9 protein-coding genes are annotated in these 13,121 nt (G+C 69.5%); 7 read left to right on the forward strand and 2 right to left on the reverse strand.

Annotated elements, in window-relative coordinates; genetic code table 11:
* Positions 1–141: 141 nt before the first annotated feature.
* On the reverse strand, positions 142–1,596 hold the full coding sequence (locus RBB84_RS21045) for a CCA tRNA nucleotidyltransferase (protein ID WP_006550891.1): 1,455 nt from the start codon (positions 1,594–1,596) through the stop codon (positions 142–144).
* Between the two features lie 75 nt (positions 1,597–1,671).
* Here RBB84_RS21045 and RBB84_RS21050 point away from each other — a divergent pair, with 75 nt between their 5' ends.
* From RBB84_RS21050 to RBB84_RS21070, 5 genes are all read left to right on the forward strand, one after another.
* A complete protein-coding gene (locus RBB84_RS21050) occupies positions 1,672–2,277 on the forward strand; it encodes an NUDIX hydrolase (RefSeq protein ID WP_033098068.1) in 606 nt (201 codons plus the stop codon).
* A complete protein-coding gene (locus RBB84_RS21055; protein ID WP_350246731.1) occupies positions 2,274–4,757 on the forward strand; it encodes a glycoprotein in 2,484 nt (827 codons plus the stop codon). The genes RBB84_RS21050 and RBB84_RS21055 overlap by 4 nt, the downstream gene beginning before the upstream one ends.
* Positions 4,754–8,572: a murein biosynthesis integral membrane protein MurJ gene (gene murJ / locus RBB84_RS21060; protein ID WP_350246733.1), complete on the forward strand. Its 3,819-nt coding sequence runs from the start codon at positions 4,754–4,756 to the stop codon at positions 8,570–8,572. The genes RBB84_RS21055 and murJ overlap by 4 nt, the downstream gene beginning before the upstream one ends.
* Positions 8,573–8,714: 142 nt before the next feature.
* Complete coding sequence (sigM, locus tag RBB84_RS21065) at positions 8,715–9,263, forward strand: RNA polymerase sigma factor SigM (protein ID WP_060652478.1); 549 nt, start codon at positions 8,715–8,717, stop codon at positions 9,261–9,263.
* A gap of 54 nt (positions 9,264–9,317) precedes the next feature.
* A complete protein-coding gene (locus RBB84_RS21070) occupies positions 9,318–10,040 on the forward strand; it encodes a hypothetical protein (protein WP_350246734.1) in 723 nt (240 codons plus the stop codon).
* A gap of 36 nt (positions 10,041–10,076) precedes the next feature.
* Here RBB84_RS21070 and RBB84_RS21075 read toward each other — a convergent pair whose 3' ends face one another.
* Positions 10,077–10,628 carry a TetR family transcriptional regulator gene (locus RBB84_RS21075; RefSeq protein WP_006550897.1) on the reverse strand — a complete coding sequence of 184 codons (552 nt, stop codon included), beginning with the start codon at positions 10,626–10,628 and terminating at the stop codon, positions 10,077–10,079.
* A 105-nt stretch (positions 10,629–10,733) separates the two neighbouring features.
* Between RBB84_RS21075 and RBB84_RS21080 the strand changes: the two genes are divergently transcribed.
* Together RBB84_RS21080 and trxB are read left to right on the forward strand one after the other, a co-directional pair.
* The gene (locus RBB84_RS21080; protein WP_024102536.1) at positions 10,734–11,933 is read left to right on the forward strand and encodes an NADH:flavin oxidoreductase; all 1,200 of its coding nucleotides are present in this window, start codon (positions 10,734–10,736) and stop codon (positions 11,931–11,933) included.
* A 200-nt stretch (positions 11,934–12,133) separates the two neighbouring features.
* Positions 12,134–13,099 carry a thioredoxin-disulfide reductase gene (gene trxB / locus RBB84_RS21085; RefSeq protein WP_350246737.1) on the forward strand — a complete coding sequence of 322 codons (966 nt, stop codon included), beginning with the start codon at positions 12,134–12,136 and terminating at the stop codon, positions 13,097–13,099.
* The last annotated feature ends 22 nt before the right edge of the window (positions 13,100–13,121 follow it).

Here is a 13,121-nt window from a genome sequence, read left to right on the forward strand (position 1 = left end):
CCCGCAACTCCTCGACACCGTCTCGACTACGCCGGTGTCCATGCTGGAGAAGCGGTGTTGCGGTGGCGTCACCCGCGGTGAGCACGCGGTGACATCTGGCTCACGCCGCCGTCACGACGATGTGAGATCAGACGTTCGGAGTCAGGCCTCCTGCTGCTGTGCCCACCACTCGAGCAGCGCGGCCTCGGCCTCGTCGCGCTCGAGCGGGCCGCGGTCGAGCCGCAGTTCCTTGAGGAAGTTCCACGCCTTGCCGACCGTCGGACCTGCGGAGATACCCAGCAGTTCCATGATCGCGTTGCCGTCGAGGTCGGGCCGGACCTTGGCGAGATCCTCCTCGGCGGCGATGCGCTCGATCCGTTCCTCGAGACCGTCGTAGGTGGCCTGCAGCGCGGCGGCCCGACGCTTGTTGCGGGTCGTGCAATCGGCGCGCACCAGCTTGTGGAGCTTCGGCAGCAGCGGCCCGGCGTCGTGCACGTAACGGCGCACGGCCGAATCCGTCCACTGTCCCCTGCCGTAGCCGTGGAAGCGCAGGTGCAGGAAGACCAGACGGCTGACGTCCTCGATCATCTGCTTCGAGTACTTGAGGGCGCGCATGCGCTTGCGCACGAGCTTCGCTCCGACCACCTCGTGGTGGTGGAAGCTGACGCCGCCCTGCGGCTCGTTGCGTTTGGTGTCGGGCTTGCCGATGTCGTGCAGCAGCGCGGCCCACCGCAGGACGAGATCGGGATCGCCGTCCTCGAGGTCGATGGCCTGCTTCAGGACGGTCAGCGAGTGCCAGTACACGTCCTTGTGCTGGTGGTGCTCGTCGATCTCGAGCTTCATCGCGGGGATCTCGGGGATCACCCGCTGCGCCAGACCGGTCTCGACCATCGTGTCGATGCCCTCGATCGGATAGTCGCCGAGGATCAGCTTGTCGAGCTCGGCCTGCACCCGCTCGGCGCTGATCCGCAGGATCTCGTCGGCCATCGAGACGATCGCGGTGTGCACGCGCTCGGTGAGGGCGAAGCCGAGCTGGGAGACGAACCGCGCCGCGCGCAGCATGCGCAGCGGATCGTCGTGGAAGGAGTCCTCGGGCTTCGCCGGGGTGTCGAGCACGCCGGCGAGCAGGGAGTCCATGCCGCCGAGCGGGTCGACGAACTCACCCGCACCGTCCGGTCCGATCCGCACGGCCATCGCGTTGACGGTGAAGTCGCGGCGCACGAGATCGTCCTCGAGACTCGTGCCGTACTTCACGATGGGGTGACGCGTGACACGGTCGTAGGCGTCGCTGCGGAAGGTGGTGATCTCGAGTTGCTCGAGTCCCTTCACCGCACTGATGGTCCCGAAGTCGATACCCGTGTCCCACTGGTGGTCGACGAATCCGCGCAGCAGCTCCTGCACGACCTCCGGACGCGCATCGGTGGTGAAGTCGAGGTCGGTGCCGAGGCGACCGAGCACCGCGTCGCGCACGCTGCCCCCGACGAGATACAGCTCGTGTCCGGCTTCGGCGAATCGTGCCCCCAGCGGGGCGAGGATGTCGGACAGATCGCGCAGAGTGGCCTCGGCTCCGGCGAGCAGCCGGGTACGACGGTCGGTGTCTGCGGTGGGGGAGTTCACGTCTTTGCACCTTACCGAGCAGCGCGTTCGTGTGGTTGAGCCGGGACCGACGTCGGTCCATCTACTATCTATGAGGTGTCGCCCGCCGAACGTGCCAACCGTAACCGCCGCAGCTCGCGGCGGCGTGGCGCGGGCGCAAAGAAGACCGCACACGGTGCTTCGCCCGGATCGTCCGCTTCGCCCGGACCTCGCATGCGGACCGTCCGCGAGACTTCCGCGGGAGGTCTGGTGGTCGACGGACTCGGTGGTCCGCCCGAGAAACTCTGCGCAGCCCTGATCGGCCGCACCGACCGGCGGGGACGCCTGCTGTGGTCGTTGCCGAAGGGCCACATCGAGCAGGGTGAGACCGCCGAGGAAACCGCGATGCGCGAGGTCCGCGAGGAGACCGGCGTGCGCAGTTCGGTGCTCGCCGAGCTGGGCAGCATCGACTACTGGTTCGTCACCGAGGGCCGCCGGGTCCACAAGACCGTGCACCACTATCTGCTGCGTTATCTCGGCGGAGAACTCTCCGACGCGGACGTCGAGGTCACCGAGGTGGCGTGGGTGCCGCTGCGCGAACTGCGGACCCGCCTGGCGTACGCCGACGAACGCAAGCTCGCCGACATCGCCGATCAGCTCATCGCCGAGATGGACCACACACGACTCCCCGATGCCGACGAACCGGGGGCCCCACGCGGATGACGGTGGTGGTGTCCCGGGCGGGCGCCGCGGTGCTCGCCGTGCTCGTACTCGTCCTCACAACGGCAGGCGTGACGCCTCTTCTGCCGACGACTCTTCTCCCGACGGCCACGGCGAACCCGGCCGCAGCCCAGACCGACCCCGACGAGCCGCGCTTCCTCGAGTTGAGTATCGACGAGGTGACGCCGCAGACGGTGACTCTCACGAGCGAGTCCGTCGTCACGGTCCGCGGCACGGTGGCGAACATCGGCGACCGGGACGTCGAGGACGTCTGGGTGCGGCTGCAGCGCGCACCGGTGGTCTCCGACTCCGCAGCGCTGCGCACCTCGCTGTCCCTCGACCAGGCCGGATTCGACACGGTCGGTGAGTTCGAGGAGGTCGCCGACCGGCTGGGGCAGGGCGAACGTGCCGACTTCGAACTCGAACTGCCGCTGCGCTCCGATCTCGTGCCGTCGCTCGACATCGACACTCCCGGCGTCTACCCGCTGCTGGTGAACGTCAACGGGGTCCCCGAATACGGCGGGGCGGCCCGGCTCGACGACGCACGCTTCCTGCTGCCCGTGCTCGCGGTTCCCGCGAGCGACGAGGTCACCGAGGAGACCGAAACCGGGAACGGCGGGTCGCGGGGCACGACCCGCTCGTCCGACGACGGCCGGCTCGACCGCGAGGAGAAGGCGTTCCCCGCCGTACCGCCCGACGTGTCCCGCCCCGCCGCGGTCACGATGCTGTGGCCACTGGCCGATCGGCCGAGGCTCGCCGCCGGCGTGGCCGGTTCCGGCACCGAGCCGGTACGCCTGGTCGACGACGACCTCGCGGCCTCGCTCACCGAGGGCGGGAGGCTCGACGGTCTGCTGCGCGCCGTCGAGGACACCGCCCGCACCGAACCCCGCGTCCTCGAGGGACTGTGCCTGGCCGTGGACCCGGACCTGCTCGTGACCGTCGCGAACATGACGCGCGATTATCTCGTCGTCGAGGATCCGAACGAACCGACCGGCGATGCGCGTCCGGGCTCGGGCACGGATGCCGCGGTCGCCTGGCTCGAGCGGTTGCGTGCCCTCGCGGCGACGACCTGCACGTTGGCCGTGCCGTTCGCACAGGTCGACCTGACCGCGCTCGGCGACCTCGCCGACTCGTCCCTGACCGACTCCGCGCTCGAATCACCGGCGGCCATCGTCGACTCCATCCTCGGCGTCACCTCCACCCCGGGCGTGATGTGGCCCGACTCCGGCGTACTCACCGAGAAGACCGGATCGATGCTCGCCGCCGACGGCCCGGTGACCGCTCTGGTGTCCGACAACGCCGTCGAGGGCGGACGCGCCCTGCTCGCGGGCACGTCGTCGACGCCGTCCACCGCGCCGGGCGGCAACGGCTTCCGGATCTCCGGTGTCTCCGGCCTCACCGCCGCCCTGTTCGACTCGTCCGCGTCCGCGGCACTGGCCGGGATGGGCACCGACCCGCAGACGCCGTCCTTCGTCCCCTCCTCGGCGCGCTACGACCTCTCCCGCGATTCCTCGACGGCCCGCCTGCAGGACGCCCTCGGCGCGCTGGCCTGGCCGGCCATGGTGCCGACGGTCAGCGAGGTCACCGGGGCGGCACTGCCGGCCGCGGGCCGATCGGTGCTGTTCGCGCCGCCGCAGAACTGGTCGGCATCGCCCGACGACGCCGCCTCCGTGCTGTCGATGCTCTCCACGCTCGTCCGCTCGGGCCTGACCACGCCGCGACCGCTCGCCGCGCTCGTCGACGCGGCCGCGAACACCGCGAACGACCCGACGGCCTCGATGCTGGTCTATCCCGAGCAGGCGATCACCGACGGCGCCTCCGCGGCGGTCGTGTCCGAGGCCGAGGAACAGATCGGCCGCCTCGACGCGATCCAGACGGCGCTGGTCGAGGACCCGCAGGCCCAGCTCACCCCGCAGCAGTTCACCGCCCCGCTGCGCGAGGACCTGCTGCGCGCGATGAGCCTGGCCGGTCGTCGCGGTGCCGACGCCGACGGTGCCTACGCGACCGGCGAGCACCGCGCCTCCGAGGTGCGGGAGGCCGTCGACGACATCTACGACGCCGTGACGGTCATCTCGACCGGCGGTGTCTACACCCTGACGTCCGAACAGAGTCCGCTGCTGCTCACCGCGCGCAACGACCTGCCCGTGGGCATCACCGTGCGGCTGCAGGTGGACGCGCCCGACACGGTGGACATCACCGATATCGGGCCGACCCAGCTCCCGCCGCGCGGCAGCCGCACCCTCACGGTGCCGGCTCAGATCAGCGACTCGCGGAACCTCCGGTTGGAGTTCGCACTCACCACCGACTCCGGCCTGCCTCTCGGCAGCTCGACGACGGTGACGGTACGTTCCAATGCGTACGGCCAGATCCTCGCCGTCGTCACGGGATGTGCGGGAGCCCTCCTGCTGTTCCTGGCGGGCAGGCGACTTCTGCACCGGTTCCGGGGAGAGCCGGATCCAGCCGACGAAGGGTATGAGAAATGACCGGGAACTCCACACGGGACGACGTGGAGACACACCCGAACCCGGGACCGTCGGACTCTCCCACCACCTCACCGGACGTCACGGGTGCCGGTGCGGGTCGCCGCAGGCCGCAGAGCCTGCTCGCGGCGACCGGCTCCATCGCCGTGGCGACCCTGGTCAGCCGCATCACCGGCTTCCTCAAGCAGCTGCTCATCCTGACCCTGCTCGGTGCGAGCGTCGCGTCGTCCTTCACCGTGGCGCACCAGATCCCCAACATGATCTCCGAGCTGGTGCTCGGCGCCGTCCTGACCTCGATCGTCGTGCCGGTGCTGGTGCGGGCCGAGCGGGAGGACCCCGACGGCGGTGAGGCCTTCGTCCGGCGACTGTTCACCGCGGCGCTGGTGCTGCTCGGCACGGCGACCGTTCTCGCGGTGGCCGCAGCCCCGGTCCTGACCACCCACGTCTTCCTCGACGAGTCCGGCAAGGTCTCGACGTCGCTGACCACAGCGCTGTCGTACCTGCTCCTGCCCGCGATCATGTTCTACGGGTTGTCGGGCCTGTTCACGGGCATCCTCAACACCCGGCAGGTGTTCAAGCCGGGCGCCTGGGCCCCGGTGTGCAACAACCTCGTGGTGCTCACCGTGCTGGTGATCTACTACCTGATGCCGGGCGAGATCACGCTCGATCCGGTGCGGATGAGCGACCCGAAACTGCTCGTCCTCGGCATCGGCGTGCTGCTCGGCGTCATCACGCAGGCGATGTGCCTGGTACCCGCGCTGCGCCGCGAAGGCATCAATCTCAGGCCGTTGTGGGGTCTCGACGACCGGCTCCGGCAGTTCGGTGGCATGGCCGCCGCGATCGTGCTGTACGTGCTGATCAGCCAGGCCGGGATGGTCTTCGCCACGCGTGTGTCGTCAGGCGCCGACGAGGCAGGTCCCGCGATCTACAACAACGCGTGGCTGCTGCTGCAGCTGCCCTACGGCGTCCTCGGTGTCACCGTGCTCACCGCGATCATGCCGCGCCTGAGTCGCAACGCCGCCGCGGACGACACCCCGGCCGTCGTCGACGACCTGTCCGTCGCGACCCGCCTCACCATGATCTCGCTCATCCCGATCGTCACCTTCCTGACGATCGCGGGTTCGCAGGTCGGCGCCGCGCTGTACGGCTACGGCAACTTCGGCGGCAGCAACGCCGAACGCCTCGGCCAGGCGGTGAGCTGGTCGGCGTTCACGCTCATCCCGTACGCGCTGGTGCTCATCCACCTGCGCGTGTTCTATGCCAGGGAACAGGCCTGGACCCCCACCTGGATCATCCTCGGCATCACCGCCGTCAAGATCGGCCTGTCCGCGCTGGCGCCCGTCGTCGCGGCGAACGACGAGCAGGTGGTGCTGCTCCTCGGCGCGGCCACGGGCGTCGCGTTCACCGTCGGAGCGTTCATCGGCGGCTATCTGCTGCACCGCACACTCGGCGACCTGCAGATGGCGAACGTCGGACGCACCGTCTGGCACGTCGTGCTCGCGTCGCTCGCCGCGGCGATTGTCGTGCTCGTCACCGACCGTCTCCTGCAACTCGACGTCCTTGCCGACCGCTTCGGGGGCATCGGCTCGCTCGTGCGGGTCGGGCTCAACGGTGTGCTCATGGTGCTCGTCGCGCTGGTCGGGATGTACCTGCTCAAGGTGCCCGAGATCCTCGCGATCGAAGCGGCCGTGCGACGGAAGGTCGCGGCACTGCGCGGCACCGCCCCGGTCGAGGAGGCCCCCTCCGGACCCGAGACCGGAACCACCTCCGACGAGGCACCGGCTCCCGCCCCCGTCCCGCGTCCGCGCTACGCCGAATCGGATGCCGAGAAGACCGTCATCCTGCCGCGTATCGACTACGGCGAGTACGGCGTCGGACCTTATGACGCCATCACAGAGGTCATGCCCGCCATCAGGGACGTACCCGGTCGCAGCAATGCGCACGGACAACTCCCGTACCCTGATCAGCAGCAGGTACGGTCCGGGAGCCGTCGACCACGGTTCTTCGCGGCCCCCAGCGGCGACCCGCGTCTGCACACCGGAAGTGGACGAGTCGACAACGAAGGAGTGAGGGTGAGCGACGACCACGCTGCCGGCAAGTCCACCATCGATGCCGCCGCACGGCAGAAGTCTGCCGACAAGGACGGCAAGCGCCCGCCGCGCGATCCGAACCTCGACACGGGTGTCATCCCCGTCGGATCCCCGCAGCTCCCGCCGGTGCGTGTCGCGGGCCCGGCCTCCCAGCCGCGCCGTCCGATGCGCGGCCCCGATCTCATCGCCGGTGCCTCGGTCGCCGGTGGTCGCTACCGTCTGCTCGCCCCGCACGGAGGCGCGCGCGGTCTGCGTTTCTGGCAGGCACTCGACGTCAAGCTCGATCGCGAGGTCGCGCTGACCTTCGTCGACGCGGAACAGCGCGCGGCCGACGGCACCGGCCCCGACTCGCCGCAGGCCGTGCTCTCGCGCACCCTGCGCCTCGGTCGTATCAATTCGCCCGGACTCGCCCGCGTCCTCGACGTGGTGCGCGGCAGCTCGGGCGGCATCGTCGTCTCGGAGTGGACTCCCGGCCGGTCGCTGAAGGAGATGTCCACCACCGAGCCGTCGCCGATCGGTGCGGCACGCGCGATCCGCGCGCTCGCGGCCGCCGCCGAGGCGTCGCACCGTGCGGGCAGTGCCCTGTCGATCGACCACCCGGATCGCATCCGCATCAGCGTGGCGGGTGACGCCGTGCTGGCCTTCCCCGCGACCTTCTCCGATTCCGACGCGATGTCCGACGTGCGCGGTCTCGGCGCGAGCCTGTACGGACTCATCACCGGACGGTGGCCGCTCGGTGAGCCATCGGCTCCGGGCGGCGTTCCCGTCCCGCACCACAGCGGTGCCACCGTCGGCGGAATGCCGGAGCCCGACCGCAAGGACGGTGTGCCGGTGGAGCCGCGCGTCCTGCGTCCCGATGTGCCGTTCGAGATCTCGGCGGTCGCGGTGCGTGCCCTGTCCGAGGACGGCGGTATCCGGACCGCCGCGACCGTGCAGCACATCCTCGACCAGGCGTCGGTCGTCGATCAGAAGACCGAGATGATCCCGGCACTGCGGATCGGGCAGCGCGCTGCCGCCGCGGAGACGCATGCACTCGCGGATCCCGAAGCGCTGGAACAGAAGAAGAAACATTCGCAGCGGATGCTCATCGCCCTGGCCGCGCTCGGTGCCACGACGGTGCTGTTGCTCGCGCTCATCGGATGGTGGATCGCGAACCTGCTCGCCGGCGATGCCAACGATGCTCCGCTGACGAGTCAGGAGTTCGGTCTGACTCCCACTGCCGAGGCACCCGCCGAGGAGGGGGCGGGCGACGAGCAGGTCGAGGCCGCGCCGCCGCGACCGGCGGCGAGCGCTCCGGTCTCCGCGACCTCCGTGTCGGTGTTCTCGCCTCAGGGCACACCCGATTCGCCCGCCACCGCGTCGCAGGTGATCGACGGTGATCCGTCCACCTCGTGGAGCACCGATGCCTACTTCGATCCGTTCCCGTCGCTGAAGAACGGTGTCGGACTTCTGTTCACGCTCGCCGACGCGTCGGAACTGTCCGCGGTGAAGGTCACCACCGACACGCCGGGCACGGTCGTCGAGGTGCGCAGCGCACCGTCCGAGTCGACGTCGCTCGATCAGACGCAGGTGATCGGTTCGGGCACACTGGCTTCCGGTGAGACCACGATCCCGGTCGAGGCGGACGGCCAGACTTCGCACGTGCTGGTGTGGATCACCGATCTGAGCTCGAGCGGCGGAAGCAACAAGAGTTCCCTCTCCGAAGTGGAATTCGAAGCCGCACGCTGACCGCGGACAGCCGGGCGGAATCGTCCGGATCGGCTACCATCCGCGCGTGCGAATTTTCGGGGGGATCGCAAAAATCGCCGTGCCCGACGGGGGTGTCGACGACGGCGGAAGCGTGTCGGACGGGGTGGCGTCCGATGGAGCAGTGTCGGATGCCGAGCTGCTCGCAGCACACGTCGCAGGCGATCGGCATGCCTTCTCCGCCTTGCTGGCACGACATCACGACCATCTGTGGCAGGTCGCGCGGCGGACGAGTTACTCGAACGAGGACGCGGCCGACGCGCTTCAGGAGGCACTGCTCTCGGCGCACCGGAGGGCTTCGGGTTTCCGGGAGGACGCCGCGGTCCGCAGCTGGTTGCACTCGATCGTCGTCAACGCGTGCCTCGATCGCATCCGCCGCAATCGTGTCCGCGTGACCGTCCCACTGTTCGAGGACGATTCGCACGACCTGCGTACCCCGCGCGATCCCATCCACGACACCGAGATCGCACTCGACATCGAATCCGCCCTGTTCGCACTGCCACCCGACCAGCGGGCAGCCGTCGTCGCGGTGGATGTGGAAGGTTTCTCCGTCCGGGAGGCGGCGCAACGTCTCGGTGTTCCGGAGGGAACGGTCAAGAGCCGCTGTGCCCGCGCGCGGAGCCGGCTCGCAGTTCTTCTCGACGACCTTCGCTCCGAGGGGAACCGATCGTGATCCTCCTCCGTCTTACTCTGGTGAGGGATGCCGAACCGCGGAGGAGAGTCGCGCATGAACGAGGACGAGATGCGTCCGTCGAACTCCGCCGAGATGCGCCCGCCGTACTCCGCGGAGTTGCTCGCCGATCTGCATGCCGGGGTGCTCGACGAGGAGCTCGCCGCCCGGTTGTGGCCGCGCGTGCGCCGCGATCCCGGGGCCGTCGTGTATCTGGCGCGGCTCGACGCGACGCAGGCGCGGTTGTCGGCCCTGCGCGGCGCTCCACCGAAGGAATCGATTCCGCCCGAGATCGCCGCGCGTATCGGTGCCGCGCTCGCGGAGGATCGATCCGACGACCGGTCCGATGTCCGGTCCACACCGTCCCGCATCGCACGGCGTCGCCGGTGGGCGGTGGCCGGTGCCGCGGTCGCGGCTGCAGGGGCGGTGTTGCTCGTGGTGGTCGTGCGCGAAACGGCTTTCGGTAGCGACGACCCGACCGGTGTTCCCGTCGCGGCAGCGGAAGACGAGGCCCTGTTCGAACCCTCCACCCTGCGGGCGATGATCGGCGACACCGATCCCGGTCTCCTCGGTGGAGCCGATCGTCTCCGAGAATGCTTGGACGCGAACGGTTTCGAAGGCCGGTCACCGATCGGTTCACGCGCGGTGCGGTACGCCGGCGACGATGCCGTCCTCGTCCTGTTGAGCGGACCGGACGCACCGGCGCTCACCGCTCTGGTGGTCGGAACCGACTGCGACGCAGATGATCCCGCGATATTGGTCCGCAAGACGATCGGCTGACCTTTCGGCGCTCGGGTCCGGCGCTCGGGTCCGGCGCTACGCCACGGTCGACAACAGTTCCAGGATCCGCGCGCGCAGCGCGGGTGTGTCGTCCTCCGCGGCGATGAGGCCGGCGAACAACGCCGACCCCGCTGCCATCACGAGCACGGCCTTGGCGTCGATCTCGACGTCCGAGCCGTCGCCGTCGGCGAACAGGGCGGTGCTGGGGCCGCTGAACGTGCGCCAGAGCGTGTTGCGGAGATCGTCGTGGTCCCGCAGTGCCGCGAGAAGCCCCGGGAGCGCAGCGCGGACCTCCGGCCGGGAGAACAATTCGATGCTCCCGGTGACCACCCATTCGATCCAGCCCTTGCGATCGATGCCGTCGTAGGGCGTCAGATCGGGTGCGGAACCGAGCAGTGCGTCGAGCACCAGGTGGGCCTTGGTCGGCCACCGACGCGTGAGTGCGGCGCGGCCGACGCCGGCGCGGGCGGCGACCGCCCGCAGGCTCAGCCCGTCCCAGCCGTGGGAGCGGAGCATCTCGCGGGTGGCGGTGAGGACGTCGTTGTCTATTCGGGGGTCGCGGGGGCGCCCCGGAGCGGTGCTGGGCATGGGATCCGTGATGTCGGGACCGAGTGGGAATCGATCTGGCGCGGAGTGTGACGAGCGTTATAGTCGAAGCGCAATTACGATACCACTGGCATCGAAAGTAGGGGCATGTCTTCGCCGCGACCCACCGTGTTCGAACCGGCCCGACTCGGGCCGCTCACCCTCCGCAACCGCATCGTCAAGGCGGCAACCTTCGAAGGGGTCATGCCTCGAGGAGCCGTCAGCGACGAACTCGTCGAATTCCACGCCGAGGTCGCCCGCGGCGGCACCGCCCTCACGACCGTCGCCTACTGCTCGGTCTCCCACGACGGCCGCGTCCACCGCGACACCCTCGTGCTCGACCCCGACTCCGTCCCCGGCCTGACCCGGCTCACCGACGCCGTGCACGCCGCCGGGGGTCTGGCCTCCGCGCAGATCGGCCACGCCGGACTCGTCGCCAACCAGATCTCCAACAAGATGAAGACGCTCGCGCCGTCCACGCGCATCAGCGCCCCCGCCATGGGGCTCGTCCGCGGCGCGACACTCGAGCAGCTCGATCGGGTGGTCGAGGACTACGCACGCGCCGCGCGCTTCGCCGTCGAGGCCGGATTCGACGCCGTCGAGGTCCACCTCGGGCACAACTACCTGCTCAGCTCCTTCATGAGCCCGAATCTCAACAAGCGCTCCGACAAGTACGGCGGCAGCATCGAGGGCCGTACCGCCTTCCCGCGTCGCGTGCTCGAGGCCGTCCGCACGGCAGTGGGGGAGGGGGTGGCCGTCATCGCGAAGTTCAACATGACCGACGGCGTGCCCCAGGGTCTGTGGCTCGACGAGTCCCTGCCCATGGCCAAGCTCATCGAGTCCGACGGCACCATCCATGCCATGCAGCTCACCGGCGGGAGCTCGCTGTTGAACGGGATGTACTTCTTCCGCGGCGACGTCCCCATGAAGGAGTTCCAGGCGTCGCAGCCGAAGGTCGTCGGCTGGGGACTGAAGGTCTACGGGCCGAAGATCTTCCCGAAGCTCCCGTTCGAGGAGGCATTCTTCCTGCCCATGGCCCGGCAGTTCCGCGAGGAACTGAAGATCCCGCTGATCCTGCTCGGCGGCATCAACCGGCTCGACACTATCGAGACGGCGCTCGACGAAGGCTTCGAGTTCGTCGCCATGGGCCGCGCGCTGCTGCGTGATCCGTATCTCGTCCGCAAGTTCGAGGAGAAGACGGCACACGAAGGTCTGTGTATCCACTGCAACAAGTGCATGCCGACCATCTATACGGGCACGCGTTGCGTGATCCGCGAGACGCTGCGGGACGTGCCCGGCGCGGCCTGAGACCGTACCGGTTCGCATCGAGGGCGGGCCGGTCGGGCCACCGGCCGGTCCGTACGGGGCGTCTGTGGCGGGACGCACGGCGGAAGGGGAACAACACCGTTTACCCTGGTGTTGACAGTATCTGTAGGCTGCCGTCCGGTTCCGACCGGATCGCCCGCAGTCCTCGCGCCCCCGTTCACCCAACCGGAAGGCTCCGCCGCATGACGACCTCGCCCACGATTCACGACCTCATCATCGTCGGTTCGGGACCGGCCGGATACACCGCCGCCATCTACGCGGCCCGCGCCGAACTCACCCCGCTCGTCTTCGAGGGAACGCAGTTCGGTGGCGAGCTCATGACCACCACCGAGGTCGAGAACTTCCCGGGCTTCAAGGACGGGATCATGGGCCCGGCGCTCATGGACCAGATGCGCGAGCAGGCACTGCGTTTCGGCGCCGATCTGCGCACCGAGGACGTCGACGAGATGGACCTCATGGGCCCGGTCAAGACGGTCGTCGCCAATGGCGAGACCTACCGCAGCCACGCCGTCATCCTCGCGATGGGCGCCGAGCCGCGTTACCTCGGTGTGCCCGGGGAGTCGCAGCTGCTCGGCCGCGGCGTTTCCGCCTGCGCGACCTGCGACGGCTTCTTCTTCCGCGACCAGGACATCGCCGTCGTCGGCGGTGGCGACTCCGCGATGGAGGAGGCGACCTTCCTGACGCGCTTCGCGCGCAGCGTCACCCTCATCCACCGCCGCGAGGAGTTCCGCGCCTCGAAGATCATGCTCGAGCGCGCCCGCGCCAACGAGAAGATCCGCTTCGTCACCAACGCGAAGGTCGCCGAGGTGCAGGGCGAGAACAGCGTCACCAACCTCGTCCTCGAGGACACCGTCACCGGCGAGCGCAGCGACCTGCCGGTCACCGGCTTGTTCGTCGCCGTCGGCCACGACCCGCGCAGCTCGCTCGTCAAGGGTCAGGTCGACCTCGACGACGAGGGCTACGTGAAGGTCTCGGCGCCGTCCACCGCGACCTCCGTGCCGGGTGTCTTCGCCGCGGGCGACCTCGTCGACCACACCTACCGCCAGGCGATCACCGCCGCCGGCACCGGATGCTCGGCGTCCATCGACGCGGAGCGGTGGCTCGTCGCGAACCGCGAGGTCGAGGCGCCGACGCTCGCCGAGGCCTGATCCACCACCCCGTTCCACATTC

This window comes from Rhodococcus sp. D-6, assembly GCF_040256695.1.
GTDB classification, from domain to species: Bacteria; Actinomycetota; Actinomycetes; order Mycobacteriales; family Mycobacteriaceae; genus Rhodococcus; species Rhodococcus pyridinivorans.